We start from the raw sequence: 20856 nt of genomic DNA, 5'->3' as shown, positions 1-20856 counted from the left end.
TTGGTATAAAGCAGAAGATATTTAGCCATCACCGCTGCTGGCGCCGCCGCCACATATCAGCTTTTTCTTCCGGAGTTAAATGCGGAAAATCTGGCTTATTTGGATTCGCCGAATAGCCGGCCAGTTCAGCTTCATGGGGTGTACAGAAAAATTCAATAGAATTCAACAGAGATTTACTCCCGATAAAAGGGCCGCTGACGGTATAATAATCAACCTTTGTGGTAACGTAAAAAGACTGTCCTACGTACGGTCGCCTTCCGCACTGAACCCATTTCGTGTACAACTGAACATTGTTTGCGCCGAAAGGAGAAGCGTCCACGAGCAAGATGATGAACAGAAGTATACCAAATCCTAAGCATATCTTTTTCTTGTGCTTAGCTAGTTTTTTGAATAGTTGTTTATCTTTTTCTGAGATAATTTTAAAATGCATATAACAATCCCCCGATTACCATTATTATCAACGCTACGATTGAGCCATAGAAATATACTGCGCCCCGATAACCACCCTTTGTGATGACCGCAGCCCATAACCTTGTCTCAAGCCCGTCTCTGGAGCTATCCTTGTTTGTCTTACTTTGGACTACGCCACTGTCGGTTTGTCGCTCAACTGTAACAAAATCATAGTATGTAACTCTCTTTCCATCAGGAAGCATCCCCACAAGCACCAGTGTATGTCTTCCCGGCTGCACTCCATTAGGCAAATTCATTGTCAGGTCCAACTGACCACTCGCACTAACCATATGAGCACCTAGGTCGGTAGGCGTGGAATAAAGCGTCGCCCGTACAGTACTGTACGGCATGAGTTGATCATCCACTGAAGATATGCGTAACTTCTCGCCTAACTTTACACGTACAGGCGAAGCATTATTGATACGCCGCGTTATCGGTGCCGCCTGATAAAAATTTCCTTCCTTGGCGGCATTAACCACGTCTCCCCCAAAAGCTTTTTTCACACCTCCGACCTTTTCAGATATTTGTCTGGCAATTCTTAGATGTCCATTTGGATTCGGATGATAGAGATTTTGCTTTTGCTCATTAAGACGCGATAAAGAAATATTGTGAAGACCCGTCATATACTTATCACCACCACATAACCGACCACCAGATAGAGCATTTGTAATATCAACAAAGGGCACCCCGCTATCTGTCACCGCCCTCCAAAGTACTTCGTTCATTTCTTTCGTCATATCAAATATGGCTGCTCGTTCACGCTGGTTAAGAAGACCGCCATTAAGAAAACAATTCTGCTCCCCTTTTTCAATAAACTGCGGGTATCCAACAACGTAAATCTTACTCCCCGGTGAAGCCTCCTTTAACTTTTTAACCAATAGCTTCGTGACACCATACTGATTATGAATGCTGTCTTTCAGTAGTTGCTTCACACGATCATCCGCCGCGTATGAGCAAGTATCCGTATCATTACACGTCGCTAGTATATCGCCAAAGCCCACATCGTTACCACCACCAGTCAACGTGATAACTTTAGGCTTGTATTCTCTAACAAACTCTATCTGCGGTATATAGCCTGGCAGGAAGTTACTTTTTGTATTTTTAATAATTTCATCTCTATTTCCCTCAGTAAACTTCTTCTTTGTAACGGTATTCTGCCCAGAATAATACTTTAACCGAAAAATATAGTCGTGTATTACCCTTGCGCCGCTACATGCTATCGTATTAAATTTACCATCCGGAACGTTCCAAGCCTTAGCGAGCAGAAATGGATATGAGCGACTGCTGAGATGACAGTCCTCCTTACCTCCAGTTTCGCGAATATAATGACTTGACACCCCATTCTGAATATCCCCCTCCCCACTCGAATACGAATCGCCCATTGCGAGATAGTCGAGCCGAGAGGCTTGAGGTTCATCCTTGGTTATAGATATCGTCACCACTTCGTTGATCGCCTGACCCCGTAACGCCCGATGTTGATACGTTAATTCTGTAAAGTCATCGTTCGCAGATATTCGCTCATGTGACGCCTCAATATTTTTCCACTGATCACCATAAAACTTCGGGTATATCATCCTCGTCGGACACGGGTCACGAAACTCGTCCTTCATCGCATCACGATCAATAAGGCACTCGGGCGTAATCCGCCATACTTTGAATATCGCCGTGCCACCGATAACCACCTGCGTTCCATCATTTGACACCGCCACGCTCGGCTGCGGCTCTACGTTGTGCGTGTGATCATAATATCCTCTGCCGAATACCTTCCGCTCGCCCGTTTCTAGATCAATACGCGAGAATATATCATAGGCATTAACGTGTCTTGCGCTACCAGAATAGACGAGATATCGCCCGTTGTTAGAAATTCCCCAACTGATGGCGTACATAGGTTTTCCTTTATAATCAAGTGAAAATGCTGGATTTGACATATCAAAGTCAAAATATTTTTTATTACTACTCATCGTGAGGCGCTTGGTGAAATTATGGTATTTCTTTAGATGAGAGATTTCATCATAGTCAAACGCATACCCGCGGTGCATGCCGATAATTGTATCCGTCCCCCTGAACCAATGAACTGCGCTAAGATTGTTCACCTTATAAAAGAGACCGCCATTTGATGCATACACATCATACCACCCATTTGCCTGCCCAAACCGCCAGCCATTAAATTCATTCAGACAGAGCGTCAGCTTCATTGTCGGATCTTTATCATCATATGTCTTTACTACCGTTACCGCTTCCAATTTGCAGTGGCCGCGCACATTAGCATTTGGATCAACCGCCGAATCAAGCGGTCGCACGTGTTTTATCACCGGATCATTGTCCATCCAATTAGCCCCAGCAGCAGAAGCTGTCAACTGATGTAATAAAAACGACACTCCAATGAGTGCCGTCATGGCTACCAAGCCGATAGTTTGCAGGTTACTGTGTCGCTTTTTGATTGTTAGCCCCATACACCCCTTTACGTTGCCTTAAGTATAACATATCAACAACAAAGTATATTTTTGATCGCTTTATTCACAACCATCGCAAATCGTCAGACTCGCCGGATCAATGGGTGCAGCGACACCCCCGCTCGCCTTAGCCTGCTCATCAGCCACCGCCTGCGCTGCCTGCATCGCCGCATCGATGGCATTCAATTTTTCTTCCAATGTCATGTCGTCAGAAATAATTTGACTTGCGTTCATGTTCCTGTCTTTCTATATATTTAGTATCGCTTACGCTTATATTACGCTATATATAGCGCTTATGCAATATAGTGCAGCCAATTTCCTGTTGTAGTTTTTTCATCAATTTGACCGATTGGCATGATGTAAATTTGCCTATGTTCCACCCGCGGCATGAAGTCGCCCAGCTTGTTGGCATACACCTCCAAGGCCGCCGCCTCCTCTTCCTCTGGTAGCTCTCGCACCTTTGTTGTCAAAAATACAGCACTCTTTTGATCATTCCAAACGACAAATTCTACAACACCGCTGCGATAGGCGTTAACAGCATGGCGGGACTGTCGGTCAGAGATCCAAATAATGTTGTCATTTTTATAACGGACGAAGTGAAGTGGCGTAATCAAAGGTGTTCTATCACGATTGACGGTCGCCAAAGCGCCAACTTCCACGGTGTCTAAGATATCTGTTGTAATTTTGTCCATAGTGGTTACTTCGTGGTATTTACTTCATAGCTAGTATTAGTACTCTCAAAGAAATTAACCAATTCCAAAGTGTCATTTGCGGTGGCCATCCATTTGGCTGGGTTGGCTACGTTGTACTCCGGCTCAAATCCAAGTTCAACCAAGCGCCGGTCAGTCATGTGCATGACGTATTGATTGACATAATCAGCGTTTAGGCCCAAGATGCCCTTTGGCAGCATATCCTTGTTGTATTCTTTCTCCAGCTCAACTGCCTGCAGGATGAGGTTGCGGATTTCCTCAGCAAATTCCTGGGTTTGCAGTTCTGGGTTTTCGTCCAAGATGGTGAGCAGCAAGTTAATACCAAAGGTTAAGTGCAAATTCTCATCCTTGGTGATCCAGTCTAGCAACGTACCGACATTACGCAGCAAGTTACGCTGACGGAAACTCATGCCGACCATAAAGCCCGAATAGAACCAAATGCCCTCCAGCACAATATTATACGCCACCAGCGAGCGGACAAAATCTTTCTTACCCTCCAAAGAGTAAATATCCAAGTTTGGATCCAGCATCACATCCAGGTGCTTGTTCTGGAAATCTGCCTTGTCGGCCAGCGATTTTTTGCCAAAGCCCGCTGCATAAATCTCCTCACGATCAAACGGAAAGGTCTCAATAATATATTCAAATGTCATGAAGTGGTTAGCCTCTTCCCACATCTGCTTTGAAAGATAGAGCTGCGCTTCAGCGGCGTTGACATACGGGTAAATACCAAATGCCAGCGACTTGTTAATCAGTAGCTCGTTTGGGTTAAGATAACTAATGACCGTTTTGAGCGCATGCTTTTCCTCGTTGCTGAGTTTCTCAAAATCCGCCAAATCTTGCACCAACTGCACCTCGTTAGGAAACCAGGTATTAGCCACTGCTTGGTTGTATAAATCGTATGCCCATGGGTAGCGAATTGGATGCAGTGATAAGCCGTCGCGCAGCCCTGAACCTAAAATTCCCATTTAGTTGTCCTCCTCTATGGTGATGGCAAATAGCGCTTCCTGACCGATAGCTCGCTGCGCCGCCTCCTTCGCCAACAGATCAATTCCCGGTAATGTATCTTGATATTCCATATCGTTCCTCCTTTTATTTATTAACCTTAGCAAAGCCAAAACCGCGCGTTTTAGCGCCAGTTCGGATCTTCTGTTCTGCTAGTTTTTCTACCGACACGGTGGTCTGCTCTGATTGATGACGCGGCTTAACATGCAGATAATAAGTCGTTTTCAGACCGCGCCGCCACGCTTCAGAATAAATCTCCACGTATTCATCAATATCGCGAGTTTCCAGGTACATGTTGCGGCTAATCGCCTGGTCAACCCACTTTTGCGCCCGCGCTGCCACCTCGATAAAGGCATAAGGACTAAGCTGGAAGCTGGTTTTATAGACATCTTTCAGTTTCTGAGGAATGGCATCAATATTTTGAATGTCACCCTGATTAGCAAAAACCTCTTCTTTAATGTCATCCCACAGGTTCAATTGCTTAAGGTCGCGTACTAAATTATTGTTTACCTCCAGAAACTTACCATTCAAGGTCGAACGGCTAAAAATCTGGGCAAATTGCGGATCAATCCCCGGCGTTGTCCCCGCCACATGACCGATGTTGGCGGTCGGTGCAATGGCCATCAGTGTGGCGTTACGCATACCTTTTTTAACTTTTTTACGTAATTTCTCCCAATCTAGACGGGTTTTGCTGTCAATTTTCACCTTAACCTTTCGATTATTCGACAATTCCGCCACTGTATCAATCGGCAAAACGCCCTTACTCCAGCCGCTGCCTTTATATGTCGGATAGCTGCCTAGCTTGACTGCCAAATCCGCTGACTGGTCGATGGCGTGGTAACTGATAAACTCCGTCAATTGGTCAATCAGCTCATAGGCTTCGCTCGATTCATAGCAATAACCGAGTTTTTCCAATACATCCGAAAAACCCATCATGCCCAGGCCAACAGCCCTCGTCTGCTGGTTGGCGTGCATCGCCTCTTTGACTGGCGTCTCAGTAATATCGATCAGATTATCCAATTGCCGAATCGCCGCCCGTGAAGCCTCTTGTAAACGGTCCCAGTCCCACGTCTTATCCTCACGCAAAAACGCCGACAGATTGATACTAACCAAGTTACAGGTGGCGATATTATCCTTGTCTTGAGGCAGGGTAATTTCCGTACACAGGTTGGACAAATGAATTGTACCGGTGTTATTATTCAGCGCCCGCACATTAATGGTATCCTTCCAGGTGAGCCATGGGTGGCTAGTGGCCTGCAGGCTAGTCAAAATCTGCTTGAATTGCTGGCGAGCTGACATCTTTTCAAAGACCCGCAGTTTGCCAGCCTCCGCTAATTTGACATACTCTTTATAGCGCGCCGAAAACTCCTCACCGTATAACTCTGGCAAATCTGGCGTTTCCGCTGGGTCGAACAGATACCAATCTTGGTCTTTCTGCACCCGCTTCATAAATTCATCAGAGATAAATACCGCGGTGTTGGCAAAGCGCGTGCGCATATACGGGTCGCCAGAGTTAGAACGCAGATCAATAAATTGCCCGAAATTAAGGTGCCAGTTCTCCATATAAATGGCGGCTGCGCCAGCTTTCTTGCCCTTACGGCTAACCGCAAACAGTGCGGTATCAATCATTTTCATAAAGGGAATCGGGCCGGTTGACTCAGTGTTAGTGGTTTTAACCGGGCTGCCAGCTGCCCGCAACTTAGTAAAACCGATGCCGATACCGCCAGTACCCTTAGCGATAAACATCGTATCGCGCACACTCTTGGCAATTGACTCCATATCATCGTCGACATTTAGTAAAAAGCAGTTGCTGAGCTGCGGGAAGGAGCCGCCAGCATTAACCCGTGTCGAACCGCCCGGCAGGTACTCCAATTGGCTCATGTGTTCATAAAATTCAATCGCGGCCGCAGTTGGATCTGGCTCATTGTAGCTAAGTCCCATAGCGATACGCATATGAGTAAATTGCGGCGTTTCCAGCGGGTCGCCGCTTTGTTTGCGCAAGGCGTAGCGGTTTTTATTAGTCATCACACCGAGGTATTTACTGAGATCGTCGCGTTCTGGCCGTAATGCTTCGCCCAATTTTTTCAAATCAAATCGCCCGTCGCTCATCCGCTCATCAAGCAGACCGTCCTTGACCGCCGCTTTAACAAACTTCGGAAACTCCCGGGCATGCAATTTCTTTAACTCGTCTGCCGTCTCGTAATCGCCCAAAATACTCTTATAAATAGTCTTCAGTAGCAAGCGAGCTGCGATTTTATCATAATCTGGATCATCCTTAACATTCTGCAGCGTTGTCTGAATAACCGCCTCGTCCAGCTGCTCGGTCGTAATCCCATTGAACAGCGTCAGCTGCAACTCGGTCGCCACCTGTACCACTTTAGAAACCTGATCTGGCAGCCCGTCGCAAGCCTTCAAAATCGCCGCGTTAATTTTATTGGCATCAAACAGCTCTTTCGTACCGTCGCGCTTGATGACGTTGATTTGTTGCATGTACCCTCCTTAATTTGCCCTGCTAAAAATCAGCCGCCAGTCCCCTATCTGGTGGCCCTATGGAATAATTTGCCTTTTTGTTTATTTATGGGTTCGCTACATATATAGCGTACAACACTAACTATAGCCGCTACATATAGTGTTTTTCAAGACATTTGGTAAATTTTACAACCTATTTTTGCTATAATCAGATATGGTATGAAATTTGCCTCAATGCGCGACGTCACTTATTTTTTGAACGAGCTAAGCGCCCGAACAAGAATATCTGCATTACTTCCAAAAGTTCACCGACTTCTACGAGGCGAACAAAACTACACTTGTCATATTTTGAATTTTTGACGATTTTTAGTTTTTGGCTATTTAAGGAAATGGGAGTTGATTATATCATAATTGAGGTTGGAATTGGCGGACGGCTGGACACGACCAACGTGATTTTCCGTTCGCCAACTGTACGCGTCATCACTGATATCGGACTGGACCATACGGAATTATTAGGCAATACTCTGACAGAAATCGCCCAAGAAAAAGCTGGCATTATCCATCAAAGCGATTCAGTCGTGATGAACCGACAAGCTTCTGAGATTGAAATGATTGTTCGGCAACATGCAGAGTCACAGTTCTCGCAGTTTTCAATTGCTTCGCCAATTATTGACGATTTTCTGAAAATACTGCCGGATTTTCAGCAGCGGAATTGGGCATTGGCATACCGCGCCGTTGAAAAGCGGCTGGCACTAGATAAAAAGCCGCCTTTGTCAAAAGAGGTTCTGGAAAAATCCGTGCATATCGCTATTCCCGGACGATTAGAGAAACGTATCATTGATGGAGTTAACATCATATTTGACGTTGCGCATAATCCCCAGAAAATCCGCGCTTTGATTGATTCATTGCGGAAATTATATCCGGATAAAAAGCCTATCTTCGTAGTAGCATTCGGGCAAAATAAGCGGTCATCAATGGCAGAATCAATTGCCATAATTGACGGTCTGGCACAGCTGGCTTACGCCACCACATTTAGCGCCAATTACGGCAAAAACCACCGCAACGTACCGCCAGAAACCATCCAGCACCTCATGAAATCTGCAGTCGAGATTGAATATAATACAGACAAGGCCCTCGCGAAAGCCATCAAAAAAGCCCGGCAGCTTGATACTTACGTCGTTGTTACCGGGTCGTTTTATTTAGTGAGTGAATTCGCGGCAAGCTAAACCGCTACTATAACTAAATTATCTTGTGTTCGATTACGTGCTGAATTGCTCGATTGAAAAAAGGACGCATATCAGTGTTATGTAACTCAGCGGCAGATACCCACTTATAATCGCTATGCTCCCAGCTTAGCGTCACCGCCGGCGTATTATCCAAATGTGTGATATATAACAACTTTGTGACTGATTTATTCTCTTTTTTATCGTACGCAGTTTCGGTATATGCTAATTGTATTTTTGCTGGATCTAAGTCTATTCCGCATTCTTCCTGTACCTCGCGAATCACTCCCAGATGCTCCGGCTCGCCCGCATCCACGATTCCACCCGGTAAATCCGGCTGATATGACTTCTCTGGATGTTTTAAGTGTTCGCTCAAAGTCAAAGTTAAAATATTACTGCCACCATTGATGATTAGGATTTTTGCAATTGATTCTAATCTCGTGTTCTGCTTTGACATGAATTAATCCCTCTGGCGGAAGGACGGGGATTCGAACCCCGGAGGCCCCGTGAAGAGCCTACACACTTTCCAGGCGTGCCAGTTCAACCACTCCTGCATCCTTCCATGATGCATATTATAACAGAAAGTCCGCTAGCGGTTGCAACCGGAGCGGCTTTTTGTCTATAATAAAGGCAATGATGAACGATCCTTCAACGCGAATTAAACTTACTAATGTAACGAAACGATTTGGCTTCGGTGACGCCGAGCAGGTGGCGCTGGACAATGTCAATCTCGAGGTCAAAAAGGGCGAGTTCATTGCCATCGTCGGCCCGTCCGGCTGCGGCAAGACGACCCTGCTTAATATCCTCGGATTACTCGACCACCCGTCAGAGGGTGAGTATTACCTCGACAATAAATCAGTCGAGGACCTGACGGCAACCCACCACGCCACAATTCGTTCGCGCGATATCGGCTTTATTTTTCAACATTTCAATCTCATCCCGCGCCTGACGGTGATCGATAACGTTGCCCTGCCGCTCACCTACAAAGGCATCAGCAAAACCAAGCGCCTCCAAGAAGCCAGCCGGATTTTACGCAACTTCCATCTGGGCGAGCGCGAATATTATCTGCCACATCAATTATCCGGCGGTCAAGTTCAGCGTGTAGCGATCGCCCGAGCACTAGTCAACAGTCCATCAATCATCCTAGCCGACGAGCCGACCGGCAACCTCGATTCCAAGTCTAGCCACATCATCATGGAGGAACTGTCCGACATTCACCGCCGAGGCAACACGATTATCATGGTGACGCACAATCCAGAGCTGCTGTCCTATGCCAGCCGCGTGATTTCTATGCTTGATGGGCGCATTGATACCGATACGCACCACATCAAGAAGATCTTTAAGCAAAAGCTGGGCGGTGATGACCAACCAGCAACCCCAGTGAGTTCAACGCCGACACACACCGCAACTACCAAAGCTGAAAAAGCTGAGCCAGACGAGAAAACTGAGCCAGTAAAAGCCCCAGCTGAGAAACAGACACCCGAAGAGGCGACCCCGCCTGCTGCCACCAATAAGCCAGCCGACCCGATAAAGTCCCCAGACGATCTCCCACCAAAGCGGCCGCTTGGCGCCACCTCAGCCAAGACAACCGCAAAGACCACGAAAACCGATACCGAACAGAGTAAAAAATCAGCTGACCCTGATACTGCAAAAAGTTCTAGCACGCCAACCGAAAAGAAACCCGCCCCTAAGTCCGATAAAGCCGACGACGCAAAAACTGATGCCGCCAAATCAACGAAGAAACCAGTCAAAAAAGAACGGAAAGCTACGAAAAAGTCATGAAAATGCTCCTCAATAATCACTTCGAGAACGCGGTCGAGTCGCTCAAGTCAAATAAAGTCCGCACCTATCTGTCGATTTTTGGCATCATGGTCGGCATCGCCAGCATTACTATTATCCTGTCATTACTGACCGGCACGAGCCGCCTGTTTGGCGATCAGTCCGCCAAGATTTCTGACACCACCGCGCTAATTCGGTCTGGCAGCGAGGCGCGGCCAGATTCATTGCTGTCACTCAGCTCCGGACACGCCGCCCAGATGGTGAATACACTGACCGAGCAGGACGCCCGAGAAATTGCCAAGGCGACCAACAACAGCGCCGCACCACTGGCAACGTTTCGCACAAATATATCAACACCGGACGGCAAGACTAAACTAGAGCGCACCACCGTTATCGGTAGCTCGGGCGAACTGGCCAAACTCGCCGGCCTCAAGTTGCGCGAGGGACAATTCATCGACGAGGCCAACGGCGTCGTGATCGGTAAGCAGCTGTCAATTGACCTATTCGGCACCGAAAAATCCCTCGGTAGCGTCCTCAAGCTCCGCGGCGAAACGCTCACGGTGGTCGGCGTCCTCGACGAGCCGGAAACTGCGCCTAGTTACCTCGGTGTTGATTTTAATCGCTCCATCATCTTGCCGCTGGCCGTCAGCAAAAAGTTCACCCAAAACACCGCCCAGATCCAGCAAATCCTCATCACCGCCGACAATGGTACGGCGCTGCAAGCCAAAATTGATGCCGCCAAAAAAGTCCTCGCCCAGCAGCATCAAGGCGATACCGACTACCACACCTTGGTCGGCCAAGCCATCACCGCACCAAATTCACACCTAGTGAACGCGCTCTCAACAGCTATGGCGGTCATCGCCGGCATCTCGCTACTGGTCGGCGGCATCGGCATCACTAACATCATGCTGGTTTCGGTCGCCGAACGCCAGCGCGAAGTCGGTATCCGTAAAGCCGTCGGTGCCACCAACCGCACCATCGTCGCCCAATTCCTCATCGAATCAGCCATCATCGGTCTATTTGGCGGCATTCTCGGCTACGTTATCGGTCTCGGCGCGTCATTCCTCCTCGGTATGTACCTACCTTTCACTCCGGTTCTTGAATGGCAAGCAGCCGCCCTAACCATCGGCGGAGCGCTAATCATCGGTATGCTCTTTGGCATCTATCCAGCCAGCCGCGCTGCTGGTAAAGACCCAATCGAGAGCTTGCGCCACTAATTCGCACAAATCGACCACGGCCCTTAGTGGGCCCTTAAATAAAAGCGGTGCCCTCTCCCCGGGCGCCACTTTTTTATTCTCCGGCCCAAATGAGCCTACGACAATTCTTTCTTTAGCTGCTCCACCAGCGCCACCGGCTCTGGATTAACACCGTTGAGAATGCCCGCATAAATACTGACAATCTCGCCCAGCGCCAACCCCCACAGCAGCTGCTCAACCAGTGTCTCGCCTTGTAGCTCGACTACTTCGGCCTTCGGGCGCATACCCGATAATAACCGATCAGTTAACTCCATTCGCTCCCGAATTCGCGGACGCTCAAGGCTGCTCCGAAAATCCACAACCTTATACGGCTTATCGACCGGATGTGATGACCAGCCGATGAATTCATTGTGGCTGAACTCCGGATATTGATTCCAAAACGCCACGTTTTTCGCTGACTCGTTAAAGCTAATCTTCCACTTATACGCCAGCGGCCATGTCAATTCGCCCGCATAAAACACCTGTGTCGAGCCAACCAACTTGAGCGCCAGTTGCTTGGCATAATTATCCGCCGTCGGTACATCTTCAGCCCACTGGCTCAGCTGGTCCTTCAGCCACGTACCACTAGCTGCCACTGCTTGGTACAGACTATCGTCAATCACCTCAAACTGACTGAGCAGCTTTAGCAACCCGCGCAAATGATAAATCGTTGACATCCGCGGCTGACCGCCCGACGGAACGCGCACCCGCGGCAGATTATCTGTCTCGGCCGCCGCAAACAATTTTCCGCCCGTCGCCATCACCGCCAACTGACAGCCGCGCTGACGAGCCTGCTGATAGCAACTAATCGTCTCCTCGGTGTTTCCCGAGTGGCTGATAGCAATAACTAGTGTTTTTTCATTCACAAAATTCGGCAACTGATAACCCTTCGTCACTTCAAGTGGCACCGTGACCTGATCCGCCGCCAGCACCTTGACCATATCCGCCGCCAGCGCCGAGCCGCCCATGCCAGCCAGCACCACACTGGTTACTTCACCAGGGATCGCCGGTGACTCTACTTCGGCCGCAAAGTCCGTCTGTGTCGTCACTGCCACTGCACTCGTTCGTGTATTACCCGGGTCGCGCTGCGCTAAAAGATTTTTGTCGTCAAGCATCTTGAAATTCCTCCTTTTCCTGTGTTACAGTATAGCATAGAAAGCAAGCATAATCGTAATGTGAAAAGAGGTGGGGTATGACAATTCAAGACAGCGGACAAGTCAACAGCGATCAAGATCTAGCTAGCGTGCTGGCGGGCGTCTCTGGTGGCAGTGATGACAATTTACGATTTGAAGAAACCGGCGCTCAGGACGCTGACACGACCAGCCGCCCGACCAAGCCACAAACCAGCACCGCATCCGGGCCAGCCGCACCAGCACCGCGGCCAACCACCGACAGCACTAGTCGGTCATATGCCACGCCGACCGATATGTCGCTTGATGATATCAAGCAAAATGCTCTCAGCGAGCTTCGGCCACTGGTCGGCAAACTCAACGTCTCGCCCGAGGAAAAGTTCGACACCTACCTCCTGCTACTGCGCTCGACTGACGACACCTCGCTAATCGCCCCAGCACACGAAGCTGCCGTCGCCATCCCCGACGAAACCCGCAAAGCCCAGGCACTACTTGATATTATCAAGGAAATTGATTTCTTGTCGCAAAGCTGAGACTCATCATTCGTGTATAATTTGCTAATTTATTAGTTTTATTGTAAAATTCAGACATGTCTTTAGTTGCATCGGAGCGTAGCGACAGGTATTGTCCTATTTCTGAAACATCAAGCGTCAGTCCAGAAACTGTGCGGAATGTCGCTGCGGCAAAACTCCAGCTCTATGAAGAAACACTCCATGGCCTCCTCAACCAGCAATCCCCAGACCAATTATCAGGCCTGTATGACATGCCAAGTTACGACGCCCCCTTTGTTCACGACACACTAGGATTACGCGGCGGCGGTATCAAAGATTTTTCAGATATTGCCAAAACTTCCGCTGATCATACAGCCATCCGCAATGCAGCTCTCAAGCTGGGCTTTCTTCACAAAGAACTTGACAAAAAGCTAGAACATAGTGGTAGACAGCTCGATGTTGCACTGCCCCGCGACATGCAACCCATCGGTGGTGTATCTGCAATCATTGTACCAGGTGGAGCTGGCGCCACTAATGGTATCCGCCTACTCGGTGCTCTCACGGCAATACAAGAAGGTAAAATCAACACCTCAGAAATTATCCTCACCACCTGTGACCGTCCAACCACTGAAGCAGAGCGCGAGCGAGCCGAAGCACAGGGTTTTAAAAGCGATACAACTGAATTTGAACTATGTCTTGGCGCTGCAGCATCCCTTTTGGGGGACATTTCTTGGGAAGAAAGCACACTCCCAACTCCATACGAAAGTAATGATTTGACCAAAGTACATCAGGGGTGGGCAAGAATATCGACGCCACACGGCACGCAAATTATCAGTCTCAGTGTATTGTCAGCTCCAATTGACAGCAACCGTACCATGCCCGATGGCAGTAAGCCGCGTCGTGCCAATACTCAAGAAACCTTTAGGGCCGCCTTTCCTCTGCTCGACGAGGGCGGCAAGGTGGCGATCGTCTCTCACGATACTTGGATACCGTATCAAGAACTAGCGGGACTGGATACCTTTCTGCTCGAAAACAACACGGATGTTGTTGCATTTGGCCCACAAAAAACCGATCGCCTCGCGGATGGTGCTATCCGGCAGCCCGAGCAAGTCATCGATGAAATTGTCAAAGTATACACTTATTATGTCAATCTTTTAGTCAAGGCCGAGACCCGTATCGAGAACCAGCGCCGTACACAGCAATACGCCGAAACCGCCATCCCAGACATGACCGAACTACGCGACGCCAAAATGCGTATCGGCTATCGCGATATTCCATTTGCAGCGAGCAGTGGCTTACTTCATGAACTACGTCAAGAACCGTTGGTTGACCTAGCCAGCCATGGTATTGCCGGCCAATCTTATTATTCTCGGCGCAACGCCACGACCGGCGCACGTGTTCCTGGCGTCAACAAATCGATCTATATCCGAGAGTCAGTTGCAAGAAAACTGGCGGACATTAACACCTTTCTCCAAAGCCCCGAAGTTACCAAATTTTTTGGTAGTGCCGTGGAGGTATATGTTGAGGAGGGGCTACGCTCCACTGACATGCAGTCATCATTATATCACCAGCTCATACCAAATAGCATTCGACGCCATAACTCTGACCTCCAGGAAGATGATATCTATAAACGGCGCGACGAGATCATAGCCAAACCTTCGACTGCCGACAACCCGTCGCCACACGCAACGGGCGGAGCGATTGACATCCGCCTGCGCGTCAAGCCGAGCCCCTGGACACCAGACTTTGTAGCAGACAGCTTTATTGACATGGGTCATGTAGATGGCGACACCGGGCCGCGCAATAATCCTGATTATTTTGAGCAAGTAACGCCACTGGCGGACGAGGATATAACCGCTCAGCGAAATCGTCGCTTTCTGTATAATCTGCTGACCGCCTATGGGTTTACGGTCAATCCCCATGAATGGTGGCACTTCGACTACGGCAACCAGCTGTGGGCATTTGTGCAGAATTACCAGTTGGGCGAAAAAGCCATGCAGGCACTATTTGGAGCCGTGGAATAGTCATAAACGACACTTACGAGGTAATTCAGATATCTGTTAATTGACTTTTTATATTACTTATGCTATCGTAATACTATGCTTACTAACCAGAGAATTACTCTGGAAGAATTTTACAAACATGTCAGTATCAAAAATAGGCAGCATCTCAAAGGGGTTTAATCACCAAAGAACGAACCCAGAATCATCTAGCGGACGAGAGAGTCGCAGACTAGGCGCACAGACGCTCAGTAATGCTGGCATATCAATCGACGTAGACCCGACAGATAGCCCAGAGCAGCTTGGTAGTAATACTCTTATTTTTACCAAAATATTGGATCTTGATATTGCCATCAAGGAGCAGCTGGCTGATTTAGCCAATGATCCATCAATGGAGCTGATGGATAATGGCGCAGATAAATATGGAACCATCCTTCTAAAGGGGGCTGATAAGCTTACAAAAAATTTTGAGGAAATCTTTTCTTGTATTGACCACCTGCCCATAACAGAGAGTAACGACATAGTTACTAGTTTGAGGGCCAAGGTGAGCGAACTTGCTTTAGGGCTTAAAGGTGACGTGATAAAAGCAGGGCTAGACTGGCAACTCCTCCGATCAACCTATGCTAACGATGTCACCGCCATGAGTGCTGATTATGTACGTCGAGTTGCCGATACCATATATAGTTTTATGGACATGAGTGATGCCAATATCCAAAGCATACGGGAGCTTATTCACGATAGTCACTCTTTTAACGAACTGCTGCATCTAACCCATTCATACATCATGAATAACGATGAGCTAAGAGACGCATTGGAGTTGTGGTCAGATAGTAATAACGAGGGGCATTATATTCGCGGTCTCGGCAGGAGAAATGAAATAGCAGAAGATATATACCAAAAATTTTTAGAAGCATGGCGACTCGGAGATAACTACGCAAGAGAGGGCTGGAGACACAAGGCTCCAATCGCAGTGGATATTGTATTAGCAGGAAATATTCTACATATTGTTGTGCGAGACTATGGCCATTCTTTAAATTTGGTTATGAATACTGTTCCAGACCAGCAAGATAATATCCTCATACAATATCACATGTCAAAAGTACCAAATAAAGCTATGGCCTATCAGCTGCCGGGTATTAGTACGGTGCGACACGCCTACGCCGGTGGTCAATGGCTCGCCAGTAGTAAGAATCTCGGAGACGAAATCATCAATTTTGTCAAGCAAGTTCCCACGGATATCGACTCACCAATAACTCAGGCCATCCTTCACCCAAGGAATAAATAATTAGCGCCCTAAAACTCCCCGCCGTTTCCAGCGAGGAGTTCCATTCTTGATGAGATAGGAATACTACATCATCCCCATACCTGGCATGCCGCCAGGTGCAGCTGGAGCTTCTGGCTCTGGCACGTCGACGACCAGTGCACCCATGGTCGCTGCAGTTGAAGCGATAGATACCGCGTTCTGCACCGCTTCCTTGGTGACGCGCGCCGGGTCAATGACACCAGCTTTTTTGACATCCACCAATTCGTTCTCAGGCTTCATCACGTTAACGCCAAATCCAGCCTTGCCCGCCTCAACTTGTGCCAAAAGCGCGTCGGCGTTCAAGCCGGCATTGCGCATAATCTGTAGGAACGGCTGCTTTAGGGCGTCCTTCAGAATCTGCCGGCCGGCCGCGATGCTGTCTGCGCCAGTCACCTTCAGGCCGCCAGCCAAATTCACCAAGGTCACGCCACCGCCAGCGACAATTCCCTCGGCCAAGGCTGCTTTGGTAGCTGCCACGGCGTCGTCCACGCGGAACTTCTTTTCGTCAATTTCTGTCTCGGTCGCGCCGCCGACTTTGATGACGGCTACCTTGCCGCTCAGAGCAGCTGCTCGCTTGTCGAACTGTTCTTTTTCGTATTCGCTGGAGGCGTTGTCGGACAGAGACTTAATCTCAGCAATTCGCTCCTTAACACCAGATGGCTTGCCCGCGCCCTCAATGATAGTGGTTTCGTCTTTACCGACAATCACCTTGCGCGCCGAACCTAAGACCTCCAGACCAGTATTCTCAAACGTCAAACCGTGATCTTCAGAAATCACCGTTGCACCGGTCAAAACCGCGATATCGCGCAAAATTTCCTTACGACGGTCGCCAAAGCTTGGCGCCTTGACCGCCACGGTATTAAATACGCCCTTAAGCTTGTTCAGCACCAAAATACTCAGCGCTTCACCTTCAACTTCATCAGCGATCAGCACCACGTCCTTCTTGCCGCTTTGTGCCAATTTCTCCAGCATTGGTAGGAACTCTTGCACGCTAGAAATTTTCTTATCGGTAATCAAAATCGCTGGCTTTTCATAAACCGCCTCTTGCCGACCAGTGTCGGTAACGAAGAATGGACTGACCCAGCCCTTGTCCAAGCTAAAGCCTTCAACGACCTCAGCCTCCAGCTCCAAACCTTGGCCAGCTTCAACTGTTACCACGCCGTCTTTGCCAACTTTCTCTATGACACCAGCGATCAATTTGCCAATTTCCGCGTCGCCCGCCGAAATGGTTGCTACCTCTGCCACGCGCTCAGACTTACCCTCAATTGGCTCAGCTAATTTATTCAGCTCTTTGACGATTTCCGCGCCAGCCTGCTCGATACCCTTGCGCAGCTCCATCGGGTTGTGTCCCGCCGCAATTAACCGGTTAGCTTCCTTCAAAATCGAATACGTCAGCACCGTCACCGTCGTCGTACCATCACCGGCTTGCTTGTTCAAGTTCTTGGCCGCCTGCTTGATCAGGTCAGCGCCAACCTTGTAGCCTAGCGTCTCGTCGTCATTCTCTGGCAGTTCAATGCCTTCCGCCACCGTTACGCCGTCGTGCGTCACTGTTGGCCCGCCAAAACCCTTAGCGATCACCACATTGCGACCCTTTGGCCCGTAGGTTACCTTAACTGCGTTATATAGCGCTTCAGCGCCGCCCAACACGCGAGCACGCGCATCATCATCGTAAAAAACTTTTTTTGCCATAACGTAAACTCCTCTTTTCTCAAACAACCGTTGCTAAAATATCTTCCTCGCGGACGATCAAATATTCCGTGCCGTCAATCTTTAGATCCGTAGTCGAATATTCCTTATACACAATCTTATCGCCCACTTGCACATTCTTGACGTCGCCGCCAACTGCTTTAACCTCGGCCACCACCGGCTTCTCCTTGGCGTTGTCCGGCAAATAAATCCCGCTAGCCGTCTGCGTCTTCGCCTCCTCGCGCACCGCTACCACGCGGTCACCGAGAGGCTTGATGGGTGTATCCATATCATCCTCCATTTCGTTAACAATACACCCATTGTACCGCACTAAATTAGCACTCGTCAAGGGCGAGTGCTAGAAGATATGACTAACCCCACGGTCAATGCTATACTATATCCATGAGACTCTTCAAAACCCTCATCTCGCGCATTCTCGCCCGCTCTGTCACTACGTTCTTCCTGCATAATCCGCACATCAAGCTCGTTGCCGTCGTCGGCAGCGTCGGTAAAACCACTACCAAGTCAACCCTCGTCGGCGTCCTAAACTCCAGCTATAAAGTCCGCACCAACCGCGGCAACTTCAATGCCGAGTTTAGCGCGCCACTAGAAATCCTCGGTGTTGACTCACCGCAGAACCCCCGCTCGGTATGGAATTGGTTATCGGTCTTGGGCCGAGCCCGCCGCGCTGCCCGCCGCCAGCATGACATCGACGTTGTCGTCCAGGAATTTGGCATTGACCATCCCGGCGAAATGACTGCGTTTGGTCGCTATATTCGCCCTGACATCACCATCGTCACCGCCATCGCACCCGAGCACATGGAGTTTTTCGGCTCACTAGAAACCGTCGCCCGCGAGGAATTTGCGCTCGCTGAATATAGCGAAAAAGTGATCTACAACCGCGATGACATTCGCCCCGAGTTCGTGGACTTCGCCGATTGCGGCCAAATCATTTCCTACGGCACCGAGCCGGGCGCCGACTACCAGATGGCTATCGGTAAATTTACCAGTGGCAAGGGCTTTCAGTGCCGGCTCATCCACGCCGACCAAACCTCGCGTCCATTCATCATCCCCGTTGTCGGCGTGCATCAGCTCCGCGTTGCTGCTGGCGCGGCGGCGGTGGCGTTAGAGCTTGGACTTGACATTGAATGCGTGATGACCATGCTCGAGAATTTCACGCCAGTCAGCGGCCGCATGAATATCTTGCCCGGCATCAACGACGCAACCATCATCGACGACTCGTATAATTCCAGTCCCCTTGCCGTAAAATCTGCCTTGACGACGCTTTACCAGCTGCCCGCCAAAACTAAAATCGCTGTCCTCGGCGACATGAACGAGCTGGGCGAAACCACGGCTGACGAACACGCTGCCATTGGCGCGCTATGCGACCCAAAGCAGCTCGATCACGTCATCACCGTTGGTCGCTTGGCCGAGCAATTTCTCGCTCCAGTTGCTCAGCAAAACGGCTGTACCGTCACTTCGTTTACCAAGGCCACCGACGCTGCCAAGCTCCTCGCTCGCCTGGCCAATAAAGACACAATTTTACTCTTCAAGGGCTCCCAGGGCGGCATCTACCTCGAGGAGGCCATCAAGCCACTCCTCAAAAACCCCGCCGACCGCCAAAAACTCGTCCGCCAATCAGACGCGTGGCTCGAAAAGAAACGGCAGTTTTTTGAAAGTGACCATTGATGACCGAAAATGCTACATCAAAAAAATCAATTGCCACCCGCATTATACGTTGGCTTATTTACGGTCTGACAATTCTCGTTTTTGTGCTTGCAACTGCCCATAATGACCACCTACACAAGCTCAACTCCGACCAATTTGGTCCGCCTGACTATTATTATGATTACTATTTGCACGACTCAATGTGGTTCATTGTGGCCATGCTTATCACTTTGCTGATGATAGGGATAACGGACCGGTCAATCACCGCCGCCCGCCACCAGAATCTACGCAATCGCTGGCCGCTCGTCATAACGGGTATTCTGTTTTACCTCGCAATACTGATACTGCTTCTCGATGTGACAATCGGCGGGTGGGGTATTCCCGGGCACTGCGGCAGCGGATTTTCTACAGGTAACTGCTTTCTGGCTGATGGACTCGGGGAATTTGTATACCTGTTCTGTATGCCACCGCTTTTCATCTGCGGAACATCTCTTATGACTATCAATCGCCGCACCAAGTACCGCCAGAGTCATAAAAAATCACTGCGATAGCTTATAGAGGAACGCCAGCCAGAACAACGCCGCTACCGCGAGGCTGCTCAGCGCACAGAGTTTATATACACCCCGCAGCCACACCACCATCCACACTCCCGCCGCCGATAACAGCATCGGCAGCGCCATTGCTGCTATCTCAGTAACATGATATTCACGAATCCACCACGTATCCCACCTCGCCACAACAAAGAGCAGCACGCACAAAGCTACCGGTGCGACTACCAGTAAAATCACAACCGTATCGCTCAAATATGGCTTGTCCGTCGTCGCTACATTGTCTTTCATAACCTACCACCCTTTATGATAAATCGGCTACACTAGTTAATCAACCTATCACCGCGACCAAGCAGCCGCCAAATCATTGCACCTAAATTTATTTCTCACAGTTCACCCCCTTCGGTAGTCTATTTAATTTTATTAATCCTCGTGGTTTGTAACCGTTTGATCCTGGTTTGAGTGCTGGCGATAGGTAGTCTTCTGGTTTTAGGGCGTAGCACTTCTCGTTTATGTCTTTTACCAAAACTATAGGCATGCCTTTTGAAATATTATTCTCTTTATCGTCTTCTTCATCTTTGTTAAACTCTGATTTACCATTGCGATCGACATAGAGAATTGGGTCGGTGATTTCAGGGTCGCAGGCGTCGTCAATGCCGTCAAGGTCTTCGTCTTTTCCCGAAGCCTTCAAGAAGGCTCAGCGGAGTTG

At 49.0% G+C, this 20856-nt stretch carries 19 protein-coding genes and 1 tRNA gene; 8 read left to right on the top strand and 12 right to left on the bottom strand.

Annotated features, from left to right (window positions below; all coding sequences use genetic code 11):
* Positions 1-28: 28 nt before the first annotated feature.
* The 5 genes from FBF24_00290 to FBF24_00270 all read right to left on the bottom strand — a co-directional run bounded on the left by FBF24_00290 (position 29) and on the right by FBF24_00270 (position 7087).
* Positions 29-430: a hypothetical protein gene (locus tag FBF24_00290; GenBank protein QCT40344.1), complete on the bottom strand. Its 402-nt coding sequence runs from the start codon at positions 428-430 to the stop codon at positions 29-31.
* Positions 420-2903, bottom strand: a complete 2484-nt coding sequence (locus tag FBF24_00285) for an SGNH/GDSL hydrolase family protein (protein QCT40343.1) — start codon at positions 2901-2903, stop codon at positions 420-422. Before FBF24_00285 ends, FBF24_00290 begins: the two co-directional genes overlap by 11 nt.
* A 293-nt stretch (positions 2904-3196) precedes the next feature.
* Positions 3197-3595, bottom strand: a complete 399-nt coding sequence (locus FBF24_00280; protein QCT40342.1) for a hypothetical protein — start codon at positions 3593-3595, stop codon at positions 3197-3199.
* 5 nt (positions 3596-3600) lie between these two features.
* Positions 3601-4578 (bottom strand): ribonucleotide-diphosphate reductase subunit beta, encoded by a 978-nt coding sequence (locus FBF24_00275; GenBank protein QCT40341.1) that lies wholly within the window; start codon positions 4576-4578, stop codon positions 3601-3603.
* A 124-nt stretch (positions 4579-4702) separates the two neighbouring features.
* The gene (locus FBF24_00270) at positions 4703-7087 is read right to left on the bottom strand and encodes a ribonucleoside-diphosphate reductase subunit alpha (protein ID QCT41160.1); all 2385 of its coding nucleotides are present in this window, start codon (positions 7085-7087) and stop codon (positions 4703-4705) included.
* Positions 7088-7260: 173 nt separating this feature from the next.
* Here FBF24_00270 and FBF24_00265 point away from each other — a divergent pair, with 173 nt between their 5' ends.
* The gene (locus FBF24_00265) at positions 7261-8310 is read left to right on the top strand and encodes a hypothetical protein (GenBank protein ID QCT40340.1); all 1050 of its coding nucleotides are present in this window, start codon (positions 7261-7263) and stop codon (positions 8308-8310) included.
* A 13-nt stretch (positions 8311-8323) separates the two neighbouring features.
* Here FBF24_00265 and FBF24_00260 read toward each other — a convergent pair whose 3' ends face one another.
* Positions 8324-8764: an NUDIX domain-containing protein gene (locus FBF24_00260; GenBank protein ID QCT40339.1), complete on the bottom strand. Its 441-nt coding sequence runs from the start codon at positions 8762-8764 to the stop codon at positions 8324-8326.
* 13 nt (positions 8765-8777) lie between these two features.
* A tRNA-Ser gene (locus FBF24_00255) sits at positions 8778-8869 on the bottom strand.
* 74 nt (positions 8870-8943) lie between these two features.
* Between FBF24_00255 and FBF24_00250 the strand changes: the two genes are divergently transcribed.
* A complete protein-coding gene (locus FBF24_00250) occupies positions 8944-10089 on the top strand; it encodes an ATP-binding cassette domain-containing protein (protein ID QCT41159.1) in 1146 nt (381 codons plus the stop codon).
* Positions 10086-11303, top strand: a complete 1218-nt coding sequence (locus tag FBF24_00245) for an ABC transporter permease (protein QCT40338.1) — start codon at positions 10086-10088, stop codon at positions 11301-11303. The genes FBF24_00250 and FBF24_00245 overlap by 4 nt, the downstream gene beginning before the upstream one ends.
* A gap of 95 nt (positions 11304-11398) precedes the next feature.
* On the opposite strand, the gene FBF24_00240 is transcribed toward FBF24_00245, so the two are convergent.
* Complete coding sequence (locus FBF24_00240; GenBank protein ID QCT40337.1) at positions 11399-12436, bottom strand: SIS domain-containing protein; 1038 nt, start codon at positions 12434-12436, stop codon at positions 11399-11401.
* 77 nt (positions 12437-12513) lie between these two features.
* Between FBF24_00240 and FBF24_00235 the strand changes: the two genes are divergently transcribed.
* From FBF24_00235 to FBF24_00225, 3 genes are all read left to right on the top strand, one after another.
* The gene (locus FBF24_00235; protein QCT40336.1) at positions 12514-12984 is read left to right on the top strand and encodes a hypothetical protein; all 471 of its coding nucleotides are present in this window, start codon (positions 12514-12516) and stop codon (positions 12982-12984) included.
* 56 nt (positions 12985-13040) lie between these two features.
* Positions 13041-14966 (top strand): hypothetical protein, encoded by a 1926-nt coding sequence (locus FBF24_00230; GenBank protein QCT40335.1) that lies wholly within the window; start codon positions 13041-13043, stop codon positions 14964-14966.
* Between the two features lie 118 nt (positions 14967-15084).
* Entirely contained in the window at positions 15085-16227 is a 1143-nt protein-coding gene (locus FBF24_00225; protein QCT40334.1) for a hypothetical protein, read from the top strand.
* A 63-nt stretch (positions 16228-16290) separates the two neighbouring features.
* Here FBF24_00225 and groL read toward each other — a convergent pair whose 3' ends face one another.
* Both groL and FBF24_00215 read right to left on the bottom strand, forming a co-directional pair.
* Positions 16291-17934, bottom strand: coding sequence for a chaperonin GroEL (groL, locus tag FBF24_00220; protein ID QCT40333.1), 1644 nt, complete (start codon positions 17932-17934; stop codon positions 16291-16293).
* A 19-nt stretch (positions 17935-17953) separates the two neighbouring features.
* Positions 17954-18220 carry a co-chaperone GroES gene (locus tag FBF24_00215; protein QCT40332.1) on the bottom strand — a complete coding sequence of 89 codons (267 nt, stop codon included), beginning with the start codon at positions 18218-18220 and terminating at the stop codon, positions 17954-17956.
* Between the two features lie 113 nt (positions 18221-18333).
* On the opposite strand from FBF24_00215, the gene FBF24_00210 reads away from it, so the two are divergent.
* On the top strand, positions 18334-19620 hold the full coding sequence (locus tag FBF24_00210) for a UDP-N-acetylmuramoyl-tripeptide--D-alanyl-D-alanine ligase (GenBank protein ID QCT40331.1): 1287 nt from the start codon (positions 18334-18336) through the stop codon (positions 19618-19620).
* The gene (locus tag FBF24_00205; GenBank protein ID QCT40330.1) at positions 19620-20150 is read left to right on the top strand and encodes a hypothetical protein; all 531 of its coding nucleotides are present in this window, start codon (positions 19620-19622) and stop codon (positions 20148-20150) included. Before FBF24_00210 ends, FBF24_00205 begins: the two co-directional genes overlap by 1 nt.
* On the opposite strand, the gene FBF24_00200 is transcribed toward FBF24_00205, so the two are convergent.
* Positions 20139-20438 carry a hypothetical protein gene (locus tag FBF24_00200; protein ID QCT40329.1) on the bottom strand — a complete coding sequence of 100 codons (300 nt, stop codon included), beginning with the start codon at positions 20436-20438 and terminating at the stop codon, positions 20139-20141. The genes FBF24_00205 and FBF24_00200 overlap by 12 nt on opposite strands.
* A gap of 88 nt (positions 20439-20526) precedes the next feature.
* Positions 20527-20838, bottom strand: a complete 312-nt coding sequence (locus FBF24_00195) for a hypothetical protein (protein QCT40328.1) — start codon at positions 20836-20838, stop codon at positions 20527-20529.
* Between the last annotated feature and the right edge of the window lie 18 nt (positions 20839-20856).

Source organism: Candidatus Saccharibacteria bacterium oral taxon 488, assembly GCA_005697215.1.
In the GTDB taxonomy this organism is placed as follows: Bacteria; Patescibacteriota; Saccharimonadia; order Saccharimonadales; family Saccharimonadaceae; genus Nanosynbacter.
This window is presented reverse-complemented; position numbering and strand designations above follow the sequence as displayed.